31 protein-coding genes are annotated in these 26,806 nt (G+C 65.0%); 3 read left to right on the plus strand and 28 right to left on the minus strand.

The genetic code is table 11. The features are described 5' to 3' along the window. Positions 1-442 precede the first annotated feature (442 nt). The 22 genes from ACFVAJ_RS16810 to ACFVAJ_RS16915 all read right to left on the minus strand — a co-directional run bounded on the left by ACFVAJ_RS16810 (position 443) and on the right by ACFVAJ_RS16915 (position 21,470). The gene (locus tag ACFVAJ_RS16810) at positions 443-1,447 is read right to left on the minus strand and encodes a replication protein RepA (RefSeq protein ID WP_376946052.1); all 1,005 of its coding nucleotides are present in this window, start codon (positions 1,445-1,447) and stop codon (positions 443-445) included. Positions 1,448-2,646: 1,199 nt separating this feature from the next. Beyond that, a complete protein-coding gene (locus ACFVAJ_RS16815) occupies positions 2,647-3,063 on the minus strand; it encodes a hypothetical protein (RefSeq protein ID WP_376946054.1) in 417 nt (138 codons plus the stop codon). Further along, positions 3,063-3,617, minus strand: coding sequence for a hypothetical protein (locus ACFVAJ_RS16820; RefSeq protein WP_376946056.1), 555 nt, complete (start codon positions 3,615-3,617; stop codon positions 3,063-3,065). The genes ACFVAJ_RS16815 and ACFVAJ_RS16820 overlap by 1 nt, the downstream gene beginning before the upstream one ends. Positions 3,618-3,686: 69 nt before the next feature. Beyond that, complete coding sequence (locus ACFVAJ_RS16825) at positions 3,687-4,514, minus strand: phospholipase D-like domain-containing protein (protein ID WP_376946058.1); 828 nt, start codon at positions 4,512-4,514, stop codon at positions 3,687-3,689. A 21-nt stretch (positions 4,515-4,535) separates the two neighbouring features. After that, positions 4,536-5,231 carry a hypothetical protein gene (locus ACFVAJ_RS16830; RefSeq protein WP_376946060.1) on the minus strand — a complete coding sequence of 232 codons (696 nt, stop codon included), beginning with the start codon at positions 5,229-5,231 and terminating at the stop codon, positions 4,536-4,538. Then, on the minus strand, positions 5,231-6,808 hold the full coding sequence (locus ACFVAJ_RS16835) for an RCC1 domain-containing protein (RefSeq protein WP_376946062.1): 1,578 nt from the start codon (positions 6,806-6,808) through the stop codon (positions 5,231-5,233). The genes ACFVAJ_RS16830 and ACFVAJ_RS16835 overlap by 1 nt, the downstream gene beginning before the upstream one ends. Further along, positions 6,808-7,569, minus strand: a complete 762-nt coding sequence (locus ACFVAJ_RS16840) for a hypothetical protein (RefSeq protein WP_376946064.1) — start codon at positions 7,567-7,569, stop codon at positions 6,808-6,810. Before ACFVAJ_RS16840 ends, ACFVAJ_RS16835 begins: the two co-directional genes overlap by 1 nt. Positions 7,570-7,693: 124 nt before the next feature. After that, positions 7,694-8,185 (minus strand): hypothetical protein, encoded by a 492-nt coding sequence (locus tag ACFVAJ_RS16845; protein WP_376946066.1) that lies wholly within the window; start codon positions 8,183-8,185, stop codon positions 7,694-7,696. Positions 8,186-8,259: 74 nt separating this feature from the next. Next, positions 8,260-8,709, minus strand: a complete 450-nt coding sequence (locus ACFVAJ_RS16850; protein WP_376946068.1) for a prepilin peptidase — start codon at positions 8,707-8,709, stop codon at positions 8,260-8,262. Then, a complete protein-coding gene (locus ACFVAJ_RS16855; protein ID WP_376946070.1) occupies positions 8,706-9,989 on the minus strand; it encodes a type II secretion system F family protein in 1,284 nt (427 codons plus the stop codon). The genes ACFVAJ_RS16850 and ACFVAJ_RS16855 overlap by 4 nt, the downstream gene beginning before the upstream one ends. Further along, on the minus strand, positions 9,986-11,092 hold the full coding sequence (locus ACFVAJ_RS16860) for a type IV pilus twitching motility protein PilT (protein ID WP_376946072.1): 1,107 nt from the start codon (positions 11,090-11,092) through the stop codon (positions 9,986-9,988). Before ACFVAJ_RS16860 ends, ACFVAJ_RS16855 begins: the two co-directional genes overlap by 4 nt. Beyond that, the gene (locus tag ACFVAJ_RS16865) at positions 11,079-12,647 is read right to left on the minus strand and encodes a GspE/PulE family protein (protein WP_376946074.1); all 1,569 of its coding nucleotides are present in this window, start codon (positions 12,645-12,647) and stop codon (positions 11,079-11,081) included. Before ACFVAJ_RS16865 ends, ACFVAJ_RS16860 begins: the two co-directional genes overlap by 14 nt. 511 nt (positions 12,648-13,158) lie before the next feature. After that, the gene (locus ACFVAJ_RS16870) at positions 13,159-13,887 is read right to left on the minus strand and encodes a hypothetical protein (protein ID WP_376946076.1); all 729 of its coding nucleotides are present in this window, start codon (positions 13,885-13,887) and stop codon (positions 13,159-13,161) included. A gap of 245 nt (positions 13,888-14,132) precedes the next feature. Then, positions 14,133-15,221 (minus strand): hypothetical protein, encoded by a 1,089-nt coding sequence (locus ACFVAJ_RS16875; RefSeq protein ID WP_376946078.1) that lies wholly within the window; start codon positions 15,219-15,221, stop codon positions 14,133-14,135. A gap of 64 nt (positions 15,222-15,285) precedes the next feature. Next, positions 15,286-16,269 carry a hypothetical protein gene (locus ACFVAJ_RS16880; RefSeq protein WP_376946080.1) on the minus strand — a complete coding sequence of 328 codons (984 nt, stop codon included), beginning with the start codon at positions 16,267-16,269 and terminating at the stop codon, positions 15,286-15,288. Between the two features lie 197 nt (positions 16,270-16,466). Beyond that, complete coding sequence (locus ACFVAJ_RS16885) at positions 16,467-17,381, minus strand: hypothetical protein (protein WP_376946081.1); 915 nt, start codon at positions 17,379-17,381, stop codon at positions 16,467-16,469. A 121-nt stretch (positions 17,382-17,502) separates the two neighbouring features. Further along, positions 17,503-17,901 (minus strand): hypothetical protein, encoded by a 399-nt coding sequence (locus ACFVAJ_RS16890; protein WP_376946083.1) that lies wholly within the window; start codon positions 17,899-17,901, stop codon positions 17,503-17,505. Between the two features lie 19 nt (positions 17,902-17,920). Further along, on the minus strand, positions 17,921-18,169 hold the full coding sequence (nrdH, locus tag ACFVAJ_RS16895; RefSeq protein ID WP_376946085.1) for a glutaredoxin-like protein NrdH: 249 nt from the start codon (positions 18,167-18,169) through the stop codon (positions 17,921-17,923). A 297-nt stretch (positions 18,170-18,466) separates the two neighbouring features. After that, the gene (locus tag ACFVAJ_RS16900; protein WP_376946087.1) at positions 18,467-18,973 is read right to left on the minus strand and encodes a hypothetical protein; all 507 of its coding nucleotides are present in this window, start codon (positions 18,971-18,973) and stop codon (positions 18,467-18,469) included. A 222-nt stretch (positions 18,974-19,195) separates the two neighbouring features. Next, positions 19,196-20,152 (minus strand): hypothetical protein, encoded by a 957-nt coding sequence (locus ACFVAJ_RS16905; protein ID WP_376946089.1) that lies wholly within the window; start codon positions 20,150-20,152, stop codon positions 19,196-19,198. Positions 20,153-20,175: 23 nt separating this feature from the next. Then, positions 20,176-20,904, minus strand: coding sequence for an amidase domain-containing protein (locus ACFVAJ_RS16910; protein WP_376946091.1), 729 nt, complete (start codon positions 20,902-20,904; stop codon positions 20,176-20,178). A gap of 56 nt (positions 20,905-20,960) precedes the next feature. Beyond that, positions 20,961-21,470 carry a hypothetical protein gene (locus ACFVAJ_RS16915; protein ID WP_376946093.1) on the minus strand — a complete coding sequence of 170 codons (510 nt, stop codon included), beginning with the start codon at positions 21,468-21,470 and terminating at the stop codon, positions 20,961-20,963. 36 nt (positions 21,471-21,506) lie between these two features. On the opposite strand from ACFVAJ_RS16915, the gene ACFVAJ_RS16920 reads away from it, so the two are divergent. Beyond that, positions 21,507-21,944, plus strand: coding sequence for a hypothetical protein (locus ACFVAJ_RS16920; protein WP_376946095.1), 438 nt, complete (start codon positions 21,507-21,509; stop codon positions 21,942-21,944). On the opposite strand, the gene ACFVAJ_RS16925 is transcribed toward ACFVAJ_RS16920, so the two are convergent. The 4 genes from ACFVAJ_RS16925 to ACFVAJ_RS16940 are packed head-to-tail and all read right to left on the minus strand — an operon-like array spanning position 21,941 to position 23,155. Further along, on the minus strand, positions 21,941-22,189 hold the full coding sequence (locus tag ACFVAJ_RS16925; RefSeq protein WP_376946097.1) for a hypothetical protein: 249 nt from the start codon (positions 22,187-22,189) through the stop codon (positions 21,941-21,943). The two genes, ACFVAJ_RS16920 and ACFVAJ_RS16925, sit on opposite strands and share 4 nt — an antisense overlap. Positions 22,190-22,191: 2 nt before the next feature. After that, a complete protein-coding gene (locus ACFVAJ_RS16930) occupies positions 22,192-22,452 on the minus strand; it encodes a hypothetical protein (RefSeq protein WP_376946099.1) in 261 nt (86 codons plus the stop codon). Continuing rightward, on the minus strand, positions 22,449-22,967 hold the full coding sequence (locus ACFVAJ_RS16935) for a hypothetical protein (RefSeq protein WP_376946101.1): 519 nt from the start codon (positions 22,965-22,967) through the stop codon (positions 22,449-22,451). Before ACFVAJ_RS16935 ends, ACFVAJ_RS16930 begins: the two co-directional genes overlap by 4 nt. A 20-nt stretch (positions 22,968-22,987) precedes the next feature. Further along, a complete protein-coding gene (locus ACFVAJ_RS16940; protein WP_376946103.1) occupies positions 22,988-23,155 on the minus strand; it encodes a hypothetical protein in 168 nt (55 codons plus the stop codon). 73 nt (positions 23,156-23,228) lie between these two features. Between ACFVAJ_RS16940 and ACFVAJ_RS16945 the strand changes: the two genes are divergently transcribed. Together ACFVAJ_RS16945 and ACFVAJ_RS16950 are read left to right on the plus strand one after the other, a co-directional pair. After that, the gene (locus ACFVAJ_RS16945) at positions 23,229-23,534 is read left to right on the plus strand and encodes a hypothetical protein (protein ID WP_376946105.1); all 306 of its coding nucleotides are present in this window, start codon (positions 23,229-23,231) and stop codon (positions 23,532-23,534) included. Between the two features lie 63 nt (positions 23,535-23,597). Continuing rightward, entirely contained in the window at positions 23,598-24,023 is a 426-nt protein-coding gene (locus ACFVAJ_RS16950; protein ID WP_376946107.1) for a DUF6416 domain-containing protein, read from the plus strand. On the opposite strand, the gene ACFVAJ_RS16955 is transcribed toward ACFVAJ_RS16950, so the two are convergent. Both ACFVAJ_RS16955 and ACFVAJ_RS16960 read right to left on the minus strand, forming a co-directional pair. Continuing rightward, entirely contained in the window at positions 24,020-25,732 is a 1,713-nt protein-coding gene (locus ACFVAJ_RS16955; protein WP_376946109.1) for an FtsK/SpoIIIE domain-containing protein, read from the minus strand. The genes ACFVAJ_RS16950 and ACFVAJ_RS16955 overlap by 4 nt on opposite strands. A gap of 55 nt (positions 25,733-25,787) precedes the next feature. Continuing rightward, entirely contained in the window at positions 25,788-26,798 is a 1,011-nt protein-coding gene (locus ACFVAJ_RS16960; RefSeq protein ID WP_376946111.1) for a hypothetical protein, read from the minus strand. Positions 26,799-26,806 lie beyond the last annotated feature (8 nt).

Below are 26,806 nucleotides of genomic sequence, written 5' to 3' on the forward strand. Positions count from 1 at the left end.
GTTGTGGCCAGAAGGGGTGTTAGGCGCTGTACGGGGCGCACAGGGCTTCTGAGAGGGTGTTCGTTCCGAGCCTCGGGCCGAAGATCGAGGAGTCTGGGGGAGGGGCTGGATCAGCTCGGATCCGGAATGCTGGCAATCCGGCAATCGACGGGGGAGCTAGCCGAGCCGAGCCGAGCCGAGCCGAGCCGAGCCGAGCCGAGCCGAGCCGAGCCGGTGACGACGTGACAGCCGATCCCACGTAGGGCCCCGGAGCATCTTCGGCTAGATGAGCGCGAGGCGACGACCAACTCGTGAGGATGCTCAACCAGGGCGCCGAGCTAGCCATGCCCGACGGCATCGACGAGGCGCACCCCGTACGAGCCGTCGACGGGCGAAGGAGCCATCAGTGGTCGAGAGACCAGGGGGAGGGGCCGGCTGAGGCGTTCGTGGCTCGAACAGCCGATCAGGCCTCGAGGGACTCCTGGCCGCCACCCTCGATCGCCTTGCGGCGCTTGAACCCACTGATCGTCGGGATGGACGTCGGGCTCGGCTTGATGATTAGGTAGCGGTCGGTCACGTCGATGTTGAGGCCGCTGTAGACGATCTGCATCGCCTGAAGGTTCTTGATGAACCGCTCTTTGAATGTTCGCGAACGAGCGAACTGCGCGCCGAACTGTCCGTTGAGCTGGTCCCAGGTGATGCGGGACTCGCGCTCCAAGTAGTACATCCGGTGCGTCAGCCAGATGTACTGGTCGATGCGCATGGGAGAGGATCCGAGCGCGTTCAGGATCTTCAGGTCGACCGGCACGGGCGCATTGATGATCGACTGGTAGAACTGGTCCGAGAGTCGGATCCGGGACTGCCACAGCCCGGGGTTGTCCTGCTCCTCACGAGCGGAGAACCACAGCTGCACCTCATCGGCGATCTGGAAGTACGACGACCTGATCCCCTGAGGGTCGCCGGTGCCTTCGTTCACGATGAGGCCTTCGACGGACAGCTGGGATCCGAGAAGCCGGCGCATGTGGTCGGTGACGCGCTTCGAATTCTGGCCGTTCGCGTTGATGCCGAGCTTGCCCATGAAGTCGCGCATGCTCTTGCCGAGGTCGAGCTCGGGGTCCTTCGTGCGGTAGGCCTCGGTCGCCATCCATGTCATCGCGTGGCGGGGGATCACGCCGAATGGGTACGCCTCGTGGCGGGTCTTCGTCTGCTCGTTGTAGATGAGAGCGGGCCGGACGGTGAGCGTGACGTCGCCGTTCCGGCGCTCCCAGTACGGGACGTTCTTCGGTTCGCGGTACGGGAGGGAGACCTGGGCCCAGAGACGGGCGGAGAAACCACGCTCCGGCTCGCTGCCGGGCTCTTCCATCTCACGCATGGTGGCGAAGTTGACCAGTCGCTGGCGCTGCCGGTCGATGCGGATGGGTTCGACGGCTGTCTGGTCGGGCTGCTCAGCTGGTGCAGGGTTCGACATCGATGGCTCGTTCGCTCGGTGGTGAAGGTCAGTACACAGCGTGCTGCGTTCGGGAGCGCACGGGCATCGCATCGAGTCGGCGTGTCGGGTATCGCCACCAAATGATCACAGGATTCGTGAGACGGTTTGGTGGCGCTTCGTGACTATCTGGTGGCGCACACCGCGACTATTTGGTGGCGCGAGTGCGACTATTTGGTGGCGAAGACGTCGCCATGGAAACCCCCTGCATCCCAGGCGGGAGTAGGGGAGTAGCGCCGACGATTCGAGCTCCCCCTGTAGATGTCCTTTAACAGATACCTATAGGGGTTTAAGCGGGTGGTGACCACAAGACGCGCGCGAGCTCGATCTCAACCTGGCTCCAACCATCTCCATGGACGGAGTTCGACTCTGCAATGGCAAGAATCGCCTCTCGGTGGACATCGAAGATGTTGCCCGCCACCAAATAGTCACAGCGATGATTCCGACCTGCGCAGCCGGATGGTCGACGGTCGCGCCACCAAATGATCACAGGCATGACAGCAGGGCAGCGAGGCTGCGCGCCACCAAATGATCGCAGCTTCGTGAAGGGACTTCACAGTTCCACAGCGCCACCAAATAGTCGCAGCACTCGGGCAGCTGCTGAGCCGGCTGCCGAGAGGGCGCCACCAAATAGTCGCAGTTGCGCGCGCCTTCACCGGATGGCCGTAGTTCACATCGATGCCGAAACCAAGCGCCACCAAACCGTCACAGCGATGACCGCGTTCCAGCAGGCGATGCCGTTCCTCGCGCGCCACCAAATAGTCGCACATCCTCAACGACTCTTTCCGCCGTGCAGGATTCGCTGCGCCACTAAACCGTCACACCAGTCGATGGCGTCGAATGACACGCTCGTAATTACGCGCCACCAAATGATCACACCGAGCGGTACCTGGGGGATGCGCTACGAGGAAAGCGCCACCAGATCGTCACGCTATCGGATCAGGTGGTGTTCGACGAAAACGCCACCAAATGGTCTCAGCACAGGGTGGAGCCAGGGTCTCGAGAGGGCGCCACCAAATAGTCGCAACAGGCGCCCGGGTGATGGATCCAAAGTCCCACCCGTCATGTTCGGATGCCCGCCACCAAATGGTCGCACTCGGACGTCGAAGTAGTGCCATTGGGGCAAGCGCCACCAAATGATCACACTTGGCTGGGGGAGAGGCGCCACCAAATGGTCTCACTCAGGCGGTGAGTCCGGCGGCCTTCAGTTGCTCGAGCTCTTGTGCGTCCGGCGAGTCTTCATCGGCCCAGAGCAAGCCGCTTCCGACTGCGAAGACACGACCTTCGGCGTCGAGTGAGATCCGGACCGCGCACTCCCAGTCCTCGGTATCCGGGTAGACGAGGTCAACATGGTTGGACCCGTGGACCGAAACCTGAGGCTTCCCGTGCTGTGTGAGCACCCCGTTCACCTGCACGATCGCGGACTTCACCTTGTCGGTGAGGTCTGATTCGTCGCCGAAGAGGAACTCGTCGATCTCGCGACTGCCGTTGAAGTCGCCAACTGGCAGCATCGGACCTGGACGGGAAGTCCTTCCGGCGAAGGCGCCGCGGTTGTAGCCGCCGCCGGCGACCTGATTGCCGCGAAGCACGCCAGACATCAAAGGTGATCCCCGAGGGAGCCGTCACGGGATGCGGCGAGCAGCTCCTTGAAGAGTTCATCGCGGAGCCCAGACATTGGGACCCAACGCTCCCCGTCCTCGTCCGAGTAGTTGTCGAACGTGGTGGCGGATCCGTCTGGGTTCAGCACGAACAGCGAACCGGAAGGCTGCTCGACGGTGTCCTTGTGCTGGACGTCGATGAGCAGGTGCTCGCCGTCGCGATAGACCGTCCCGTTTACCGAGTCGGTGTTGAACCCGAGCTCACGGAGGTCGAGGTCGTGGTCGAGGACCCAGATATCGTTCACGGCTTGCACGGCAGTGCGGTATGCGGCGGCTTCCTCCTGGTCGAGGTGGGCGACGTCGACGGCGGTGAGCTCGCGGGCGGCGACACGCTCGTGCATGGAGGTGACGTCGTACTCGTCGGTGTAGTTGGCGCTGGCTGCGAGAACGCCGACGGCCGCGGCGGTCTGATCCCGCCAGGTGTACTGCCCACGGTTGAAGCCTGCGCGGCCGAGGTGACCTCGTCGCTGGGCGGTCTTGGTGGTGCTGGACATGATGTGGTTCCTAACGTCGTGGGAGACATGAAGCCTCAGACCGTTTACGTGTGCGGCGGATGTTGCGATTCAGGCGGCTTTTCGGGTGCGGCGGCGCACCGGCTGTTCTGATTTGCTCGCCGTCTGCTTGGCAGGTGTCTTCTTCGCGGGCTTCCGCGCCGGCTTCTCGTTTGCTTTCATTCGTGCCGGCTTCCGTGCGGACCAGTCCGGTGCTGCCTTTCCGGCCTGGAACTCGAGCGGCTCGGAGAGGGTAGCGACCCTCGCGAACTCCGCGAGAAACGCCGCCGCGATCTTCGGGTCGTGGATCTCGAGGCCGGTCTCGAAGGATCGTTCGGCGGCGACCGTGAAGTTGAAGGACCCGGTCCACACTGCGGTCGGTCGACCGCCATCAAGGCGGACGATGAACTTGTGGTGCATGAGGGGGACGGGCGAGTAGCCGCGGACGGCGTACCCGACGCATCGAACTGCCTCGAGCTCGTCCGCGCCTGCGGCGTCGCGGAGTGGTGCAGGTAGCGACGAACGGAGGATGCCGCCGCGGAGCTTCCTGAGGGTGTCGCGGTGGCGGACCGAGGCGGGCTTCGTGTCGGTTTCGCGGAGCGACCATTCCTTGTTGACGATCAACGCGACCGGTCTTGCGGCCAATGCTGCGACGAGGCGTGTTGACGTGATCCAGGCGACGCAGCCGACGATCTCGGGAGACTCGACGATGAAGCGCTCGAGCTCAGAAGCGACATCTCCGAAGTGAGCGGTCACCTTCCCTGACTGCGCTCCTCGTTGGAGGTCATCCCAGTCGAACCCTCCTCGCTTCCTGGCGCTCGGGTTCGGGCGCAGTTCGTGCAGGTTTGCGGGGCGAGGTCGTGGCATGGCTTCCGACTTTCCGGGGTGATGCAGGGTCACCGGGGAGACATGCGGCGATGCCTATTCGTGCCTTGGACTGAGAACAAGGATGACGCCGCGACCGTCTGCTGTGGCGGCTGATGCGTAGTCGAACGCGGATGCTTCGTCGATCATCGAACGGGTGGCATCAGCTTTAGGGGCCGGATCGAGGTAGGCAAGGCCGTAGAGGTCGTGTGGCGATACGGAGTAGCCGCCGATGACGACGATCGAGGGCTGATCGCAGACGTCGACCACTTTCATCCCGGCTTGCGTGTCGGAGGTGGCGAGCTCCGCGACCGCCCATTCTGTGAAGCAGCTCGGCGATGTGAAGAGCGGCACCGGTTGTCCGATCTTCCCCACGAGACTGCCGAGGACGGGGGATGTCGTCTCGGTGCTGTCGATGATGTCGATACCGTCTTCCACGCGAGCATGTGGAAGGGGCTGGAGGTAGGTCCGCATCTCCGACGCCCCACCAGGTTCGACGTCGGGGTTGATCGGAGGTTCACCGATCGGTGAGCCGGATGCGTCTTTCGGGAGGCGCGACCAGTCGTCTGCCGAATTGGCTTCCGAAGTGCGCAGTCGTTCTCGCTCGGCAGCGGAGGGCTGCATGGCGAACCAGCACGCCGCTGCCGCAATGCAGGCAACTGCCGTGACGGAGATGATGGCAACACGGCGTCGGGCACCTGGGCGATCGCGGAGCGACTTCGTAGTGTCTGCTCTTTCGTTGGCGGTTTTCATCAGTAGAGGTATCCAGACGGCATCTTCAGAGCCTCAAGTGGTGCCGGAGACCCGGAGATATCCCAGATAGGGGTTCCTTCGTGACCGAACACCCAGAGCTCTCCGGTGGAGTCGACGATGGCCATAGGGCCGGCGGTGGAGCTCTTGTCCAGAACGCTGAATCGAGCCTCCTGAACAGTGTTGACCGGAGTCTTGCTTGAGGTGGTGGTCCGGTTGCCGAAACCGCCGGCGCTGTTGTCACCCCAGACGTAGAGTTCGCCGTAGGTGGTGATCGCGTACGTCACCTTCTGAGTGGCTGCGACCTGTCGGAAGCTCACACCTGCCGGGGAGATCTTGACAGGAGCATTCCGGTCAGTCGTAGTCCCATCGCCGAGCTTCCCGTTGACGTTGGAGCCCCACGCCCATGTTGAACCGTCTTCCGCGATCGCCCAAGTGGAGACGCGGCCGTTCACGTCCTTCGAGCTCTGGACGCTGACGTACTTCTTCGTGCCAACGCGAACGGGAGCGTACCGCTTAGTCGTGTTCCCCAGCCCGAGCTGACCGCGGTCGTTGATGCCCCACGCGTAAAGTCCGCTGTCATCCCTCGAGATCGCGAACGTCGAGCCAGCACGTGTGGTCACGTCTTTCCAGTTACCGGGGATGAGCGTTGGCTGTGTGACGAGCGGGCAGTTCGACGAGCCGTTGGCGTTGAACCCCATCACGCAGGTGTTGTTCTTCCCGAGGCCGTACAGCTCGCCGGCAGCGGTGATAAGGAAAGCCCTGTCATCGTCCATGGTGCCGTTGACGAACTTGTAGTCGAACGCCCCGCCGGCGCCGTCGAGGACGGTGGACTCGAGCGCTCCCCAGAAGTATGCGTCGCCGTACTTGTCGATCGCGATTGTGCTGGTGTCGTCGGAGATGAAGCCGCGCGGGTAGTCGTCGCTCGGTTCTGGTTCCGGCACTCGAGAGGTGCCGCCGACAGTAGATTGACCGAGCTCGTTACGACCCCACCCCCAAAGGTAGCCGTCGCCTGCGAGTCCGATTCGGTTGCTCGCGGCAACGAAGGTTTCCCCGCCGTAGTAGTCGTCTTCGTACTCGATCACGTCGGTGAGGGAGCCTTCAGCTGTCGTCCAGAAGATGGCCGAGGGAGCTTCCGGAGAGGTTCCCCAGATAGGAATGCCTCCACTTTCGAAGCCGATGATGTGGGTGGCGTTGACAGCATTCAGGGTGACCTCCTTCACCTGGGAATCGCCCTGTGCTGACGCTTGAACGGTGACGATCTTCTGAAGCTGGCCGACGTCGAGGACGCTGGTGATGGTCGTGGTCACTCCAGCTTCAGGGTCAGTTTCGGCGACACCGATCCCGGGAGGGTTCAGCTGCATGCTCGGAGGCATTCCGTTCAGAAGCTCCGCGAACTGAGAAGCTCGGAAACCGATCGCCTGGTTCATCGCAGCAGCCGTTGCGGCTCGATTCGTCGTCATCGCGTACTGCGCTACCGCGCCACCGAGTGCGATGACGAGGATGATCGCCATGAGGAGAATGGCGAACGTCGATGCGACGGCGCTGCGGTCGGCGACCGCGCTCCGGTAGTTGATCACTAGAGTCCTCCGATTGGGTAGACGAACACCTTGGTGACCTGGATCGGGTTGTCACCCACAAGGAATTGGACGCGCGCGCCAGGGGTGACGTCGAGGGTTCCGTAGATCGCTTTGCCGCTGTCGAGGACCGGGATCGTCAGCTTCTTGACCCCACCCTGGGAGACATAGATCGCGGAGCCGCCGTTGTAGGAACGCGCGTCGATGTAGAAGCGCCATTTCGTCGCAGTGGACGGGGCGTTCGCTGACGCAACCTCGGCGCCGGCATCCGCAACCGCCCCGGTCGCAGTCGTGAAGCCGGGCACTGCAGCGGGGAGCATCGCCGCCTTGCGATCGAAGATGAATCCGGTGGCGTACAGGCAGTCCGCGATCCGGATGGTCGTGGTCCTGCAGACGGAAGGGACCTTCGTCGTGGCACGAGGCACGGAGACCGTTGCCTCAATTCCGCTCGGGGTGACCTTGGCGTACAGGTAGGCGGTCACGATGAGCCCGTTCGGGAATTTGATGTTCTTGGTGATCGGGGCGCCGCTCGTGGCGGTCTTCCAGCCCGGGATCCGCTCCGGGACTTCTGCGAGCTGGTTCGCTGCGGTCAGACGTTGCGCGTCACTTGATGTGACGGAGAGAAGGTTCATTCCGCTGACAGCGGCGGTTGCGATCATGATCACGATGACGAGCGCGAGGAAGGTCTCGAGGACTGATTCAACGAGAGACCCTTCACGGCTCTTCAACGCTGATTTCAGAGTCTTGCCAGGGCCGCTGACCATGTCGTTCCTCCCTGGATCCGGCTCAATGCGCGGTCCGAAGGTAGACATGCGGCGGATAACGCAGAAACCGGGGCCGCGCAGTCAGGTACGACTGCACGACCCCGGTCAAGGGTTGCCGTGTCGGCTAGCTGAGGTCGGTCGCCGCGGCGACCTGCGCTGCGGTCGGGCATCCTGCCGGCGCTGCCGGGATGGTGTCTACGATGTTGGTCGCACCGCTCACGCCCCACCAGGTCTTGCCGGAGTCGGAGAGGACGCCGACGCAGAAGATCGCTGCAGCCCCGGTGCCGGACTGGGTGATGGCGACGTTCGAGCCGTTCTTCTGCACGAACTTCTCGGCGATGAGCTGTGCACCGGTTGCGTAGCCGGCGCGGTTCTTCGCGATGTAGATCTCCTGCGCGGTCTTGACCGCGCTGACGGTTCCCTGGGCTGTGGCATCGTTCGCCATCGGGATGACGGTGATGGCGCCGACCGCTGCGGCGAGCAGAACGGCGACGGAGATCGAGATCGCGACGATGATGTTCGGGATCGAGACCTCGATACCGTCTCGGCGGCGGAGGATCGTGAGGCGATCGGCAACCGCCGATCGGAGGGTGGGTCGTGGGCGGTGTGCCTTCATGTGCATGGCTCCATGTCTTGTGAAGTCCGCGGGATCGCGGCTGAGGTGAAGACATGCGGCAGAAGTTGCGCTGATCAGAGAAATCCCATAAAGAGGCAAGCAATCGCCCCGGCGAACATCGCAGGCACGTGCGGGAGGCGGGTCTCAGCGGTCTTGAACTTGAGCCGGGCTACGACGCTCAGAAGCCCCTGGACTGAGAGCATCACTGCGAATGCCCACACGCCGACCAACGGGTTCATCGCGCCGAGCACGAGTCCGGGAATCGGGGCGAGTGTGATGTCACCGCCACCGAACCTTCCCTGGACGCCCATCTCGAGGTAGAAGAGGAACGCTGCTGCGGCGGTGAGGGAACCCCACACCCACTGCTGGAGGCTGATGCCGTCGACCGCGAGGGCGGAGACGGTGAGCACAGCGAGAAGGATCGTCGGCGCCCATTCGACTCGTTCGGTGGCGACGTCGGCTGCCGCGAGGACTGCGAGCCCGATGAGGAGGATCGCGAACGCAGTGAGCGGGACGGCGATCACAGGTTGACCATCTCCGTCATCGTGGGGATGAACGTCGTCACCGGGATCGCGACCATGAGGATGACCACCGCGGCAGCCCCGAGAACGACGATCTCGCTGAGCGGACCGATGCGCTCTGCGAACGCATTGAGACGACGCCGGCTCTTCTTGTGGAAGACCTGCGCGACATCTCGGAGGATGGCTACGAGATGACGAGGCGATGGGGCGAGCTCGATACGGTTCTTGAGGTTCCACGGGAAGAGTGGCGAGTCTGCAACCTGCGCGAACGTCGCCTCACCGTTCCGCTGCTTCTCGATATGCGCCATGACGTGGCGCAGCACAGCTTCGTTGCCGCAGGCCCGAGCTGCGATTTCCAGCGACTCGAGTTCCGTCATCGCGGAGGCGATGCAGGCGGCGAGCACATCCGAGAATCGAGCCGCGGTCGACATCTGGTTGATCGGCCCGAGCAACGGTACGCGGATCGAGAATGCGTCCATCTTCATACGGAGCTTCGGGACGCGCCGACCGAACGCGAACCAGTAGATGAACCAGGCCGCGACCAGCCCAACCAGGCCCAGCACCACCCACTTCACGGAGGAGCCGACGGTGATCATGACGATGGTGATCTCCGGGGTGTCGGCACCGATGTTCCCGAACAGGGCGCCGACCTGGGGGAGGAGGAACTCTCCGGCGACGACGAGGAACGCGAGCACCATGACCATGAGGAGGATCGGCTTGAACAGAGAAGATCTGATCATCGCCTTGATGTCGGTGGCTTCGACGACGATGAGGGCTGCGTTGCGGAGGTTCGCGTGCAGGTCGCGAGCGGTGTTGGATGCTCGGATCAACTCGCGGGCGACCTTCGGGATGGCGTCTTCCTCGGCGCAGATCGCGTCGATGAAGCTGGCGCCCTGATCCCGCATACGGACCGCGGCGCGGGTATAGGCGGCGCCGATGTTGAACTTCGCGTACTGGCGACCGATCTCCGAGAGAGCGGCCTCTTCCCCCTGGCCTGCTTCGAGCATCGCGGCCAGATCCTCGAGAGTTTCAGCGACTTCGTCCTGTCGGGCCTTCTTGCCGACGACCGTGATCAGCTTCTTCTTCTCGCCGACAGGTGCAGGTTCCGCCTGATTCACCTTGCGCTGTCGGGGCCCCTTCTTTCGAGGTCCGCTTTCATCGACCCCGTAGGCCGGCGACAGTTCGTGCTGTCCGACTTGAGGCGACGGCTGGTACACCGGCGCCGAAGGGATCGGAGTGACGGTGGCGGGGAGTGGTCCTTCGGGGAAGTTCAGCTGGCTCATGCGAAGTCCTTCACGTTGATGCCTCGGCGGTGGAGGAGGTCCCGCATGGTCTTGCGGTCCTTGGAGTTCTTGAGTGCGAGCTCGGGAGTGATCGAGTTATCACCGACGAGGCGGTCAAGGGACGCCTCCATGGCGACCATCCCGGCTTCGCGGCCTTGGCCGAGCAGCATCTGCTGGGCGAGTTTCATGTCGCCACCAAGGATGAGTTCGGAGAATTCGCGGGTGTTGAACGCGATCTCCTGGGCGAGGGCGAGCCCACCACCGGTCTTCGGGATCAGCTGCTGGACGACGATCCCGATGAGTACCTGGGCGAGCTGGGTTCGGATGAGCGACTGCTCGGCCGGCGGGAACATTGAGACGAGCCCGTCGACCGTCTCGGCGGTGGAGCCGGCGTGCATCGTGGAGACGACGAGGTGTCCGGACGCTGCCGCCGACAGCGCCGCCCTTGCGGTTTCCGAGCTGAGGATCTCGCCGACGAGGATGATCTTCGGGTGAGACCGCTTGGCGTTCTCGATGCCGACTGCGAAGGTCGCCACCTGCGGGCCCACTTCACGCTGGACGACGAGTGACATCTCGTGCGGGTAGACGAACTCGACCGGGGATTCGAGAGTGTAGATCGATGACGATTCGGTCGTGTTGACGAGGTTCAGGAGTGCCGCGATCGAGGAGCTCTTCCCGGACCCGGTCTGACCTGTGAACAGCAGCAGACCGGACGGTTGGCGCACAGCGTTGATGAGGGATTCGCCGACGCCGACCTTCTCGACGGTCGGAATCGTACGGGAGATGAGGCGGATGGTGAGGCTCGGACCTTCGAGGTCAACTCTGACTGCGAGACGGCCGCGGTACTTCGTGTCGACGTCGATGGATGCATCACCTTGCAGCTCTCGTTCGAACCGCTCGACTCCTCCTGGGAGGAACTCTTCGATGATCGACTCGATGAGGTGCTCGGTGATGGGCACTGGCGAGGGCTCCATCTTGAGGGTGGACTTGGCCTTCACGTACCAGAGCCCGCGAGCTGCGGACATGTGGATGTCGGAGCAGTCGTTGTCTCCGAAGAAGTCGAGCAGGCGGCCGACGATCTCCCGGGTGCTAGCTGTTTCCATCGGAATCCTCGTGGTGGTCGTCGAGCTCGGCGCCGGGCGGGGGATAGGTGCTCTCGGTCTCGGTCTCGGTCTCGGTCTCGGTCTCGGTCTCGGTCTCGGTCTCGGTGGCGAGACCCTCGGTGGCAGGCTCTTCGGCCGGTTCCGGTTCGTCGTCCAGGTCGACCTCCGAGCCGAGGACGCGGACGGCCTCGCCTTGATCGGTGATCCCTGACCTGATCAGCTCGCGCATGCTTTCGGCGAAGGTGGTCGAGTCGGCCTTCGCTGCCTCGCGGATCCGGCCGAGGCTCTTGTTGTCGATGACGGCGTCGGCGAACTGGTCGGTGACCTGCAGCACCTCATGAATCGGTGCGCGGCCGTAGTAGCCGCCGAACCCGTCCGACTTCCGGACAAGACGCTGCGAGATGACACCCTGGAGCGCGTCGAGCACCGACAGCGGGGAGTCCTCGGACAGCTCGATGAGGCGGAGCACGGCGGTGACGTTGTCGGTCGCGTGAATCGTTGAGATGACACGGCGACCGGCTTTCGCCATCCGCACCGCGGCGCCGGCGGTCGTGGCGTCGCGGATCTCACCGATGAAGAGGGTGTCGAAGTCGGCGCGGACGAGGTACCTCATGATGTGGCCGAACCCGGCGCCGACCTCCTCGTTGACCTCGATCTGTTCGGCGCCTGGAAGTACTCGCTCGACGGGGTCTTCGACAGTGATGGTGGCGCGGCCGGCGCCGCCGACTTCGTAGATCGCGGCGTGCGCGGTCGTCGTCTTTCCCTCACCCATTGGGCCGGCGATCAGGGTCATACCGCCGGGACGGGCGAAGAGGGCCCGGCTTGCGGCGAGGTTGGCGTCGGTGAAACCGAGGTCGTCGAGCAGCTTCAGCGAGCCGATCGAGGGGAGTCGAAGGACGATCTTCTCGCCGTCGTTGAACGTCGGGAGCAGCACGGCACGGACGCGGTACTCGCGGCCGTCGATCTCGAGCGGGTACTTGCCGTCCTCGGGGACCATGCTCGAGCTTGTGGAGAGCTCGGCGGCGGTTTTCAGCTGGTTGAGCGCGGTTGCGGCGTCGCGCCCAGCGACCGAGGCGACGAGCTCGAGCTCGCCGTCGCGGCGCGCGAGCACCTCGAGCACCTTGTCGGCGGCCAGGCCGCCGGACAGGTTCAGGTGAACGTCGGATGCGCCGGCGCGCACGAGGTCGCGAAGGACGTTCGAGAGGAAGCTGTCGCGTGCGGAGACTCCGGTGACCTGGTAGGTGCCGACTGAGTCCGCGAGCGTGGGGCGCGACGGCCGGACGGGCTCGGGCTCGGGCTCTGGCTCTGGCTCGGGCTCGGGCTCTGGCTCGGGCTCTGGCTCTGGCTCCGGCTCTGGCTCTGGCTCTGGCTCTGGCTCTGGCTCCGGCTCTGGCTCTGGCTCTGGCTCTGGCTCTGGCTCTGGCTCTGGCTCGTCATCGAGCTCCTCGAGAGCCAGCTCGTCGAACATCGCCCCGTCGAACATCTCGCCGTCGACGACATCAGCCTCAGCGATGTCGTCGGTGACGGGCAGCCCGAGCTCGAATGATGCCGGCACCCAGGGAGGCGGCGGAAGGGGCTCCGGAAGGGCCTCCGGCATCGGGCTCTCGGGTTGCTCCTCGGGCGCTTCGGCAACAGGGAACGGAGGATTCCAGTTCCATTCAGGAACAGTGAGCGGCGCAGGATCAGGCACGTTCTCGGCGGGGAGCTCAGTGGACGCAGGCTCCGGCTCCGGCTCCGGCTCCGGCTCCGGCTCCGGCTCAGGCTCAGGCTCCGGCTCCGGAAGAATCGGCGTGAACGCAGGAAGCTCTGTGGACCCGAGCGGGGCGCGATCCGTCGGCAGGCTGAGAACCTCACCGATCGCGTTGAACCGGACACCGTCTCTTTCATGCACCGTGACATCAGCGGCGGGGAGCTCATCCGCGATCTCGGCTGGCGCTGGCGCAGGGACATCGATCGACTTCGGCAGGATCGCTTCCGGGAGCTTCGGACGCGTTGCTTGCAGCAGCTCGAGTACGGGATTACTAGGACGGGGGCCAGTCATGTCGTGAAGACATGCGGCGACTCACCTAAGGAAGAGGATTCTGTCGTTCTTCCTGCCATAGGGCCTCGGAATCGGCCAGGAGATCCTCGAAGTTCACGCCGCGGACGAGAGCCCAGTGCCGGATGTCTGCGATCACTCCGACCGCCGCTTCGACTTCCGGAGCGGTTGCATCGATCGGCTCTTGGGGGAGCGACCATCCCGTCCAGAGACTCATTCCACGCACCGCTCGAGCATCAGCCGAAGCGGGAACGTTGTCGCCTTCATTTGTGACCGGGTCATAGAGCATTCCTCGGACCATCGCAACGAATCGTCCGCCGAGCACCGGGTCTTCGAACGCCCGCTTGAGGGCATCGTTCAGAACCTCGGAAGCCCTGTCGTGAAGCGCCTTGCCGAAGTCGATGACAGTCTTCCGCTCCTCTTCGCTCAGGTCGCCGAGGATATTGGACTGGTCGTCGTACTGCAGCGGCTTGCGCAGATCGGAGCCGGCTTTCGCGAGCTTCCGCCAGAATCTGATGACCCCGCTCCCATACTGAAGGTGGGTCTGCAGCCCGTCGTTGAAGACCATGAACACCGTGGGAGTGCCGTACTTCGGAATCGAGGGCAGGCTCGACGTTGGTGTCCTGGTGAGGTCCAGGATCAGGTGCATCGGGAAGTCGCTCCTGCGTCCTTCTTGTTCAGGTTCGATCCTGACCGGAGGTGGAACTTCGCCGGCGCCCGCGTTGCTCTCGCTCGGATGGTTCTTCTCGACCACCATCGGTGTTCCTTCAGCTTGGGCGATCTGTTGTTCTGGACGATCGCGCTGGGCTCCGGGTCTGGCTGAGGTAGGGCTCAAGTCGAGATTACGTCGGTGAATGCTACCCCGGCTAGCGATTCGCAATAGGCGGTAATCGTTGCCCGCGCGTCAATTCGTCGCGACCGACCATGTGGTCGGTGCAAATTCGTCGCGTCGCGCATGAATCGAGAATTTCGACATGCTGAGACAGAATTCCTGAGGGTACTTCAGCCGATCCTGGTCATACCGACGATCGCCATGCGCGCGCTCGAGCCATCGAGGCAGGTCTGGTAGACGAGGTCGAATCCGCGTGGCAGGTCCGCTGTCGTATTCGTCGCCTGGTTGAGGATCGCAGCGATCCCCTCCACACGGTAGAGCCCGGCGAACGAGGAGCCTTCGACGCGAACGATCGCACCAGCCCAAGTCGGGAAGTCCCAGCCTCCGCACGACCAGTGCTCGGCGATCCCGTTGATTCCGTAGTTCGGGGTGACGTTCACCGACCCGTTGCACGCGTCGATCTCGCTCTGGAAGCCTGTGGTCCAGACGTACTCGACGTGGTCAACGCCGCCGCCGCCGCCGCCGCCGCCGCCTCCGCCGGAAGCCTGCGGGGCGCTGTCATCCGACCAGTCGTCGGACCAGTCATCCGACCAGGACTCCTCCTCGGCTGCAGCTGCAGCGGCGGCCGCCGCGGCTGCAGCTGCTTCCTCCGCAGCCTTCTTCTCGGCCGCGATCCTGGCCTGCTCCGCCTCCCACGCCTTCACTGCTTCGCTGACGGCGGCCTGGGCCTCGCGGATCTGTTTGGGAAGACCGGTGACCTTCTCGGACACCGTGCCGTCAAGCTTCACGACCGCCTTCGCGGCGGCCCTGTACTCGTCTGGCTTCTCCCAGAAATCAGCGTCGGTTGGGTCGATCTTCAGGTTCTTCCTGAACGCCTTCTCCAGCGATTTCTCGGCCGCCTTCACTTCGGCTGCCCCGTCGTCGAGAACCTTCTGCAGGGCTTCGCGGGTCGCCTGGTCGAGCACCTTCTGGTCGGATGCCGCGATCGTGGCGGAGCCGGACGCGATGGAGGCCCGAGCCATCGACAGTGCGCTGTACGAGCTGAGACGGTCCCCGCGAAGCTCGTCGACAGCGGCCGTGTATGCGGTTGTCGCTCCGTCAAGTGCGGCGCTTCGCTGTGCATCGACAACAGTGATGCTCGCGATGACGGCAGCCGCGGCGATCACTGCGGCTGTTGCCTGCCACACCGGGCGACGCTTCCACCACGGGTTGGGCTGCTGCGCCGGGGATCCGAGCTCGGTGGTGTCAACGTCGGTCACAGGCGGGGCTCCTTCGATTCGTAAGTCAGAGAGAAGCCATGCGGCGAAACCTGCAGCCTCCGGCTCAGCTCTTCGGCTTTTCCTCGCCCGGGGGCGGCGTCGGAGTCGGGGTGGGGGTCGGCGTCGGAGTTGGGGTCGGCTTCGGCTCTTCCTTCTCCGGCTCCTCCGGGTCCTTGGTGTCGTCGTGGACCTTCGACTCCCAGCGGGCTCGCTCCTCTTCGACAGCCTTGGTCACGGCGTCGTCGATGAGTCGCTCAACTCGGGCCTTCTCCTGCGCTTCGAGTTCGGCCTTCTTCCGGGCCTTCTCCTCTTCCGCCTTCTTCCGGTTCTCGGCGACTTTCTCCTGGGTGAGCTTGTGCTGTGCCTGCAGGAGCGACTGGCGATCCTTCGCGGTTTCCCGCAGCCAGAAGATGGCCAGCTCGTCCCCGGCCTTCATCCCCTTGAGGTTCGTGACGCTGTCGCGAAGCCCGTCGACCATCCCCGGGTTCACGTCGTACTTCGCCGCAAGGTCAGCCTCAGCGCGACCGACGACAGTGACGATCAGCGCGTCGAACTGACGATGGAGGTCGAGGTACTTCACCGTCAGGTCAAGCAGGTCGTTCGACTTCTCAGCAGCCTCGGCTGCGGCTTCGTACGCCTGCTTGTACGACTTCAGCTGGGCGGCGGGGACGGTGAGCTTCACATCCTCGGATGTCAGCTTCCCGACCGCGACGAGCGCACGGATGTCTTCCTTCGCACGCCCGACAGCAGCATCGGAGTGAGTGTTCTGGATCGCGGCTGCGTTTCCAGAGTCGGCGCTGGCGACATTCACCGCGTCGAAGATCGCGGAGAGAGCAGGAACGGAGACACTCGCGACAACCGCGGCGATCGCAACGACCGCGGCGGCCGTCTTGACCGGACGGGGGACCGGCTTCCGCTTCTTCGGCTCCGGGTCCTGCTCTGGGAACAGGTCCACCTCTTCAGGAGCGTTTCCGCCACCCAGGCCGAGGAGCGTGTCGAAGCTCAGCTCGTTCTGCGGCTTCTCTGAAGGGTTGGTGTCGGAGGTCATTCGATGCTCGATTCGAGGTGCGGGTGGCGAATCAGTGCTGGGCCAGCTTTCCCATCAACCCTCGAGACGCTGTCGATAGACCCCGCGCCTGACAGCGCCCCTTGAGGAGGGGAGGTCCGGCTGGCCCAGCCGGAGGCCGGTGTTGCTGGCCTCGGAAAAGGGACATGCGGCGAAAAACCGGGTGTCCGAGAAACTGGTCAGCGGGCGGCCACGAGCTGCCGTTTCCGGGCGCTCGAGGAAGGTGCCGGCAGGTGCTTGGACGGGCAGCGGTGGACGCTGTCGCCGACGTTGAACCGGTGGCAGGACGGGCACTCACGGATGTCGACACGGCGGCTGCCGTTCTTCCCGTCGCGGACGAGCCGGTTGTACGCAGCGCCGACGGAGCTTGCCGTGAAGAACGCACGGGCGACCTGCTCGGTGACCCGATAGCCGTACAGCTTGTCGCGGACCTTGATCGCGATCACCCCGCGGGCACGGTCGTACCCGGCGGCGGAGATGAACGAAGAGTCTGCCTTGGGTCCGTCGACACGGCTGCCGGCAGCGGCGAAACGCTCTGCGCGGCGTCGCGCAAGCTGTGCAGCGTCTTCCACCGCCAGGCTTGGACGTCGTGCCTCGAGGACCGCGCCGATCGCTTCCGCGATGAGCTCGGCGTTGCCGGCGGGGAACCCGAGCCCCTGGACGGACCATTCGTTCACACCGTTCTGGGTGACGCGCACAGTGCCGGTGATCTTCCCACCCGGGAAATCACCGGTGACGGGGAACTCGAACGTGCCGCCGTGGTTGTACGAGAACCGCTTCACCGCTGCGGCGGAAGGCATCTGCACAGAGATGTCCGTGCCGCGGTACGTGGCGCGGTGCACTCGGCGCCCGGCGTCGGCGGAGGGCAGCTGAGGGTAGCCGTCGTCGTACGGGTTGGTCGGACTGAACGTGTTCGGGGACGAGGCCGGGACGTATCCCGCTGCCGCGAGTGCGGCCTGGCGAGCTTCGAACTGGGTTTCGGAGATCCCGTCGCGGGTGAGTGTGATCCCGGGCGCGGACTGGTTCTTGAACGAGAACCGCCCGTCGGTGACGGCATGAAGGTTCCCGCGGGCGTCACTTCGTGTCTGAGGCATTCCTCGTACGTGTGCGGCGGGGATGCTCTGAAACGCAACTGCCGGCCCCCGAACAAGTCGGGTGCCGGCAGGCGAAGGCAGGATCACCAGGAGGATCACCTGCGTCTGAGTCCGAGCGGTGTCACTCTCGGAGGACGGTGGCTTCGAGCTCGAGGATCGCCCACTGGTCTTCTCCGAGGTGGCGAAGCTCGCCGGACACTTCGGCGCCGTCACGAGTGGCGGTGAACGTGATGTCCGGCAGTTCGGTGTCGGCCATCCGGGTGGAAGCGCCGAAATGGACGTCCGAGTATCCCGCATCGGTGAACGCTGCGAGACGCTGCTCGGTGTCCCAGGCGCCGCTCGAGGCGACCCAGGTCATCGGGATGGCGACGGCCGCGGCGACGGCCAGAACGAAGCCGATCTGGCGCTGCCAGACGCGACGCTTCCCGGTGATGATCGCCACTGAGGCGGCGACGAAGACGACGATCGGGAGAAGCAGCGGCCAGGGGTTCCACCCTGCGATCGTGATGACCTCGTTCACGCTGCCCCTCCCGCTCCGGTTACGCCGCGACGAGCTCGCGCTGACGGTTGGCGAGCTCGATGATCTTGTCGGGACGGTAGCCCGACCAGTCGTCGTCGTCGGTGATGACGACGGGGGCCTGCAGGTAGCCGAGCTCCTTCACCTTCTCGAGGGCGGCCTCGTCGACCGACATGTCGATGACTTCGTAGGCGATGCCCTTCGAGTCGAGGTCGCGGTAGGTGGCGTTGCACTGGACGCAGGACGGCTTGGTGTACACGGTGACGGACATGTCGGGTGCCTTTCGGGTGAGAAAAGCGCCCTCGGAGGAGAGGGCGCTTGTTGGTCGTGATCTATCTGTGTGCGGCTGATTCCGGGTGTCGGATCGCCACGCTCTCTTCGGCAGATACATGCGCGGAGCGCTGTGATTTCACCTCCGCGGGTGGGCGGAGAACGTTCCGGTAAGCCGGGCGTCGGCAACGGATCACCTCCACGGGTAGGTGGAGAACTTCTCGGTCGGAAAGGTGCTGGCAACGGATCACCTCCGCTGCGGCGGAGAACCTCCGCTGGATGGCGGAGACGGTCAGGGTCAGCCGGGCAGGGCGTGGAACTCGTAGCCGTGAAGCTCGGCGTAGCTGTTCACGAACGTCTGCTCGTTCGTCGGGTCGAGGAACGTGACGTCTCCGGTCGGGAGTGGCACGTCCGTGTACGGGGCGTAGTCCGTCGACACGAGGATCAGCGGGACGGGCCCGCCCCAGTTGCCGGCGAACTGGTTGGTGGCGACACCTCGAGGTGCGAGCAGCGCGGTGGCGACGTCTTCGCTGGCGGCGGCGAGGTCGAACAGCTCGACCGCGGCGATCGCCTGGGCCTGTGCCTTCTCCGCCAGTTCGCCAGCAGCGACCACACGGCGCATCCAGGCGTCCACGTCGCCGCGATAGCTGTCCTCGACGTCGGCGTACCCTTCGATCAGGGCGGCGACGATCTCCGTGACGGAGTCGGCGTACACCGCATGGTCGTTGGTGTTCAGGACGTACGGCCAGCTGGTGCCGTCGGTGCGTGCGGGTGGTGCGATCTCATCGGTGATGACGGAAGCCATCGGCATCCCTCCTTGCGGGGTCTACGGAGCAGGGCACTCCTGTGCTGAACTCATGCGCGGGATCACGCGGAGCCCGGTGCACCCCAGAAGTTGAGGTCGTCTTCCAGCTGCTCACGGCTGGGGAAGTAGTCGAGGGTGTGGTCTTCGCCGAACATTCGGTGTCTCCTTGCGCGGGGTTGGGTAGAAGAAGGACATGCGGCAAGTCCGGTGGTTCGGTGAAACTCACCGTCCGAGGATCAGCGGCACTGTCGGTTCTGCTTCGATCAGCTTCGGGCGGAACGACTCGGGCAGCTCGCCACGGGTCGCCGTCCAGGCACCGTCGTCGACTTTGGCGGGTCGTTCGTCGTCGAGGGTGACGTTGAGGCGGGGGACCTGCACGACGGACGTCTGCCCGGTGTCGGTGTCCGTCACGGCGACATGGGCGCCGACGAACGCGATGCGACGCTCGAGCGTGCTTGGGAGGAGTCTTGCGTCGTCGACGGCGCCTTCCCAGATGATCTCCACCTGGGTGGCTCGGCCCCATGAGATCGGCGCGCCGGCAAGCGCGGCAGCCGCGTTTCGTACGGCGGTGTCGTCGCGGTCCGCGCCGGCGCGGCCGAGGATGCCGAGGAGTACCTCCTGGCGGGCTGCAGTGTCCGATTCGATGTCATCGTGACCGTCGGCTTCGAGGAGAAGCGGGTCGCTGATCGGTGCGCGGAACGTCTTGTCCGGGGAGTGCTTCGTCATCGCGACGATCGGGTCCCACAGGTGTCGGGATTCGACCCGGTCGATGATGAGGTCCCGGTCGTCCGGGTGGAGCTGGTCGAAGTCGACTCCCACATCGCCGGCTGCGTTCCGGGCGTGCCGCTCAGCAGCGCGGAGCCGGCGGTCTTCGAGCCGGTCGCGGACGGCAGCGGACGCCTCCCAGGGGGTTCCTGCGAGGACGAGGTTCGCTTCCTCAGCGGTGAGCGTGTCTTCGGCGTTCGTGAAATCGAGCTCGAGCGCGTACTGCGGGATGCTGTCGATCCGGTCCTGCACGAGCCAGGCGGCGCGCTCCTGGTCAGCGGCAGTGACGATGCTGACCGCGGTGACCCCGGCGAGGGCGAGGGACACCTCGGCGTCCGTCTGCCCCTTCTCGGAGAAGTGGCCGTTGGTGGTGCTGTGCAGGTTGCCGCGAGCGTCGACGATGGGCTTGGTCATATCGACTCTGTGTGCGGCGGAGGTCAGACGATCGACCAGTAGTAGACGGCCGCGCCGGGGTGCAGCTCGGTGATCGACTCGTCGACGGAGCGGAAGTCGGTCGGGTCGGTGTGCCCGGCGAAGTACACCTTCACCGCGCCCTTCGACGTCTTCTCCACTCGGGTGACGGTGCCGGTGTGGTCCCGGTCGCCGGAGTCGTCCCAGTCGAACTGGACGATGTCGCCGACCTTCACCTGGTCTCGCTGCGCGTCGGTGAGCTGGGTGGCGCGTTCCGGGTGAGCCTGCAAGTAGTCGCGGAACAGGGTGGACGACACCCACGGCTTGCCGTGGTCGATGTAGCCTTCCTCGTCCTTCGACGTCCACCACTCCGCGTCCATCTGCCATCCTCGCGAGAGGAGTCCCTGGGAGGCGAAGTTCACGCAGTTGGAATCGGACAGGAACCCGTACTCGCTCGAGCTGGTGTCCTGCCAGTGCGCGAGCACGTAGTCGATCTGCGCCTGCACCTGCGAGGTGAGCGGCTTCCCGTCGATGTTCCCGGGACCGGCTTCAGGTCCTTCCTTCGGCTTCACCGGGATCGGGGTGCTCTCGGCCGGGGCAGTGCGAGCCGGTGTGGGATCGGCGGCGCCGGCAGCGAACGCGGCGGTCACCCCGACGCCGAGCGCAGCGCCGAGGCCGAGCCCGACCCCGAAGTAGATGCCGACCAGCTTGTGGGTGGCGGTGATGGTGACGTTCGGGCGGAGACCGTTGAGCATGCGGAGGCTGATCCTTGCTGGGGGAGGCGGGGGTGCCTCCCACACATGCGCGGGAACTACTCGCCGGGCAGCCACCGTTCGATCAGGATGACGCCCCGGTTCCGGCCGGGCTCGTAGATGTCCTCCTCGGCGGAGTACTTGTTGAGGATGTTGTCGGTCATCTCCTGCAGCTTGTTCGTCAACTCGGAAGGCCGGACGGCGCCGCCCTCTTCATGGCTGAGGAAGTCGTCCATCTGGTTCCAGAGCTCGTTGCCGCCGAAGTCGAGGATCTGGTTCACGTACGGGTGGTTCGGGGCGATCTCGGAGTGCGTGATGGTCACCGTCGCGGCGTCAGGGAAGTGGGCACGGGCGAGCAGTGCGACGCCTCGAGCGGCCGACTCGTTCATCTGTCGCTCGACGCTCCGGTACACGTTCCGAGCCCTGTCCAGCTCAGTCTTGACCGCCTGGGCGTGGTCGACGAACAGCAGGCTCACCTCGGCGGGGGAGTGGTGCTTATCGACGAACCGGCCGTCGGCGGTGGAGTGGTCGTTGTTGCGGGCGTCGCGGATGGTTCTGGTCGTGGTCATGCCTCTTCACGTGTGCGGCCGCTCACGTACCAGGTCATGACGATCACAGCACAGCAGCGGGCACCTCAGGGTGCGCCGGCAGGCACCGGCGGCCAGTTCACCGGACGGGCGAACACGGCGGCCGCGGTCACCTTGCACCCTGCTGAGAAGCCTCGGATCGCGTACCTCGAAGACGCCGAAGGTGACGGGGTCTGCGGCCACTGCAACCGCGAAGGGCTCCGCTGGGTGGTCCACTTCCATGACGGCGCCGCGGTCGGGCTGCAGTGCGCTCGGAAGCACCTCGGTGTGAAGGTCGCAGCGAAAGACATCGCCTGGCAGACCGGGTTCACCCCGATCGCCGAGCATCGCGAGCACGACGTCGTGTACATGCTGTGGAGCAACGGTCGTCGCACCAACATGACGCAGAACGGCCTGCTCGTCGCGGTCGGCGGCCAGCAGGCCGAATGGGAGAAGAACGGCTGGCTGCCCGCCTAGCGGACGTGCAGGCGACCCTCCAGGAAGTACGACTCCCATTCCTCCTTGGAGATCGGGGCGACGTACCAGCCGGCACGCTCGTGCTTGTCGCGTTCCTTCTTGGTGTCCCCGGCGATGTGCTTCCACGCCTGATCGGCGGTCGCGAACACGTCACCAGCGGAGAACACCCCGTACATGCTTGCCTGCGCGACGCCGTCGGCGTCGAAGAGGATCCAGAAGTCGGGGACGGTGATGGTGGTCGGCACGGTCAGTCCTCGTCGACCAGCTCGAGCATGGTGCCTCGACGGTCGTCGTAGTCCGGGTGGTACGTCGAGAGGTCGCTGACGGCGTCCCTCATGTCCTTGATCGCGGTGCCGAGCTCGATGATGTTGGTGGCCGACGCGAGGACGTTGTCCATCGTGATCCGCACCTCCCGGATGTTCTCGTAGATGTACGCGAGCTGCTGCTCGGTGATCTGGGCGAGCTTCTCCTCGGGCGCGGCTGCGTCGTTGGTGGTCGCGTCGGTCATCGGGGCTCCTGTCCGGTGATGGTGTTGGCAAGCGTCTCCGCAGTGCTGCGGTCGAGCGTCCAGAAGATGTCGCCGGTGAAAGCCCACCAGGCGACGAGGTCGTCATGCCACTCAGGGAGTTCGTCTGCGATCGCCTGGCCGAACCAGTGCAGCTCCTTTGCGTACAGCTGGTCGTCGACCCAGGACTGCATCGCCGCGAACGCGGACTCCTGAAGGGCGGCGCTCGTCACGACGAACACTGTGGCGGTCGTCCCGTCGTGCGTCACGTGACGTTCGACGATCGTGACGTCCCCTGCGTCGCGAAGACGGCGCAGGGACTTGTTCTGCCCGCCGGCCTCGAACTCAGACGAGCCGACGTAGGGAAGGCGGAAGATTCGGTCGAACCCCTCGTGGCGTTCGGACGGTTCCGTGCGGATCTCCACCGGCTGGACCAGCCAGAAGTCGCGGAGGGTGACGGCGCGAGGCTCCGTCAGGTCGGTTGCGAGCATGCTTCTCCCTCTCTCGAGGTGAGACATGCGCGGGCCGGACGGGGACGTCACTCGGGCCCGCCCTCGATGACGACGTGCTGGCCGTGCGAGATCTTCCCCGAGATGGTGGCGGTGTTCCATCCGTCATAGAAGATGACCTGCTTGTCGCGCAGCTCGGGGTGCTCCCGGTCCAGTTTCTTCAGTTCACGGAGCAACTCACGGAGGGTGGTGGCCATCGGGGTCTCCTGTTCTTCTTGGGGATCGTACATGCGCGGCCCGCCCGAGCGAGCGGGCCGGTAGCATCGCCGCATGGCCAAGCCCGAACGCAAGACCTTCCGTGAGGCGTACCAGGAGAACCTCGACCAGATGTACGCGAAGCGAGAGCGGAAGGCGCTCAAGAAGACGCCCGAAACCGCCGAGTGGGTGGTGCTCGAGGTGACCAGCGAAGCCGACATGCGTGCGCACTCGGGGCGCGGGTGGGAGATCGTCGACTACCCGGCGAAAGGCGTCTACAAGGATTGGGTGAAGCGGTACACGATGCGCCGGCGACGGGAGGAGTTGGCCGCGCAGCTTGAAGGGCCCACGCTGACTGGAAATACCTCAGAATCCTCTTGAGATAACTCAGATCGCGACCTATCCTTCTGATGTCAGTGTTTTGAAATAACTCGGAGGTATCTCATGGCTCAGATCACGATCCCCGTCCCCGACGACCGGCTCGCGGACTTCTACCGCCAGTTCGCAGACTGGCTCGGCGAAACCGCGAGCACGAACCCCTCACCTACCGCCGGGCCCTGGTACGACCAGCCCGGCGCCGCCGAGATCGCCAGCCGCATCTGGAGCTACCTCAGCCCGAACGCACGAGTCATGTTCGACCTGATGATCGAAGCGCCCGACGAGCCGTTCAGCCCGTCCGACTTCGCCGAAGCCGCCGATCTCGAGAACGGAGGCCACGGAGTCGCCGGCGTCCTCGGCCGCGCCGGCGCCGCCGTCAAGAAGGCAGGCCTCATCACAGACGGATGGCACGGCGTCTGGAACTGGGACCGCGAGAACTACTCCATGGACCCCGGCGCAGCCGCGCTGTTCAAGAGCGTGCGCGGATACTAGCCGGCAGCCTCCGCCAACTTCAGCGCGTGCGCGGCCGCCGCGGCGCCCCGAAGGCGCGGTTCGTCGCGCATCGGGTCGTGACCGAAGCCGCCCTCGGTCTCGAGACGCGACTTCGGCCGGGGGCTGTCGTCGTATCCCTCGTCGAGCGACGGGATGTACTTGGCGATCTCGGTCGGCGTCGGCTCCGGCCGGTCGGTCTGCGGGACGCCGCGACGAAGCAGGTGCTGCCGGTAGTCATCGGTGGTCGCGAAGAACGCCTTGAACACACACGGTGCCTGCTGGCCCTCGAGCTCGGCAGCGCCTACACCGCGGTTCGCCTTCGAGTCGTTCTGGATGTTCACCGGAACCTTCGGAACCGCACGAGCATCCGAGAACGCATGACCGCGGCTCGCGTCGTTCGGGTTCGAGCCGAACAGGAACTTGTTGCCCATGTTGATCTTGATGGTCGGCGGGATGCCGGTGTTGTTCTGGGCCATCTGCGTGCAGATGAAGATGTGGAGCCCCGCGAAACGCCACTCGGCTGCCACGCGACCCACCAGCTTCTTCAGGATCTGCTTCTCGAGGTTCGCCTGGATCGCCTCAGTGACGAGCGAGTGATCCTTCGGGAGGCCCTTCGGAACCTCCTCCAGAAGGAACAGTGCGGTCACCTCGTCGAGGATGATCGCGATCGGCCGGATCCCGAGCTCGGCCGGCAGCTCGGTCCACTTCTGGACCCCGTGCTCAGCGATGATCTTCGCGCGCCGCTCAGCTTCCTCAATCGCGAGCGACATCGTCGCCACGGAGGCCTTGATCGACTCGCAGCCCCATCCGCCCGGCCGGCACAGGTCTTTCGCCCACAGGAAGTCCGTCGACTTGTGCTTCACGTCGATCAGGGCGAGCTCGAACCCGCGCGCGAGCAGTCCGTAGATGAACCCGTTCACAGCGACCGTCTTGCCACCGTTCGAGATGCCGGCGATCGACCCGTGCGCGGCCGCGGCAAGGTCGACGTCGAGATCATCGCCACTCTCCTGGCCGACGCCGAGCTTCTGCCCGAACGGGATCTTCGCCCACTGCCCGTCCGCCGGGACGAGCCTCGGAACCTTCCGCTCGAACGGGTATGGAATCATCCCCGGGAACGTCGGCGGGTCGGACGGGATAATCTCCGCGGTGAGCTTCTGCGGGTTCGTCTTGATGTACCAGCCGTCACGGCCGATGTCGGTCTCGACGGTGGCTTGCAGCTTGTCGTCATGCTTCGCGCTGGAGTACTTCGACGAAGGGAGCTCGATGTGGAACCCGCCGCCGGCGCGGTCGGTGACTTGGACTTCCCAGGGCTTCACGCCGAGGACCTGCGCGATCGCGCCGCGCGCCCGGACGGTGTCGTCGGACATCTTCGTGAGGCGCGCCCATCCGAGGTACGGTTCGAACTTCGTGAGCCGGTACCCGGGGTACTGGTCCTCGAGCTTCGTCGCGGTGCGGTCGCCGTCGGCCGGCTTCGTCCCGCGAGCGAGGTTCACTTCCTTCGTGTCGGACTGGGTGCCGGTTCCGTGCTCGATCTCGGTGATCTCGGTCTGCCGGGTCGCGGTGACGGTGCCGTCCTTGATGTTGGCGTGGTCGACCGCCCATCCTTCGCCGAGCTCCTTCACGACCCACTTGTCGAGAAGCTTCGCGTGCTTGTCCTTGTCGAAGGTCGGCGGGAGTTTCAGGGTTGCCTGTTCGATCTTCGAGGTCATGCAACGAAGACATGCGGCAGGTCTCGTGGGCGTTTCTCGGCGCCCACGAGAAGGGTCACACGGCCGGTGTCGGCTGCCCCTGGTCGACCTCGGCGCCGTCGTTTCCGAGCGCCAGCGCGAACGCCCAGTAGTCCTGACGGATCAGGTAGAACGACTGCGCGAGAGACGTGATCGGGCCGCTGAGGATCTCCTCGTAGGAGCGCTGCGGCCAGTACTGCATGTCCTCGAGCACCCGCGCCCACAGATCCGCAGGTGACTCCTCACCTTCCGGTGTGGGGATGTCGTCGCCCATGATGCCCTGGGCGAGCCAGATCACGGTGCGGATGTCGGACGTGAGGGTTGGGATGTCCTCTTCGGCGTAGGAGGTGTGCTCGTTGATCATCGAGATGAAGTCGTTCGCGCGGACCGCCCAGAGCGCCGGGAGGAGGATCCCGTAGAGGCCTTCGGCGGCTTCTCGGATCTCCTCACCGCCTCCGCCTTCGACGAACAGCGGCGACAGGTCGACCCGGTCGAGGTCAGGGTCGGAACCTCCCTGCAACCACGCGGTCACCCGCGACTGCACTGCTGGGTCGTCGGAGTCGAGCCCGACGGTGGAGAGCACGTCGAGCCAGGTGCCGGTCGCGACGTCGAAGACGCCGGCTGCGTTCAGCTCCATGGACACCCGGACCGCCCACAGGTCGAGTTCCTCGTCGGCTTCCGGACGGGCGATCGATTCTGGCAGCCACAGCAGCGGATGCCAGAACATCGCCGGGTTCGTCTCGGCCGGCCAGCGGAGGCCGTCGGGTCGGGCCGGCACCGGAGTGGAGGCAAGCGGCGACCCCTTGATCAGCTCTCGGGGGAGCAGCGAATGCTGCGCGAAGAGTGCGTACCGTTCGGGGCTGGTGATGGCTTCGCTGGGGAGAAGCAGCGCCTCCCCGGCTGTCGGGAAGTACGTGCGGCGGCGGATTTCCATAGAGGCGTTGTTCCTGTGACTCAGCCGGCGAGGGGTTTCGACGGGCACTACATGGACATGCGGCAGATTGTCCCGCACCGAGCGTGCCGGCGGTAAAACCGGTTCGCCGCGCATGTGTCCCA

The organism is Agromyces sp. NPDC057679 (genome assembly GCF_042799635.1).
GTDB lineage: Bacteria > Actinomycetota > Actinomycetes > Actinomycetales > Microbacteriaceae > Agromyces.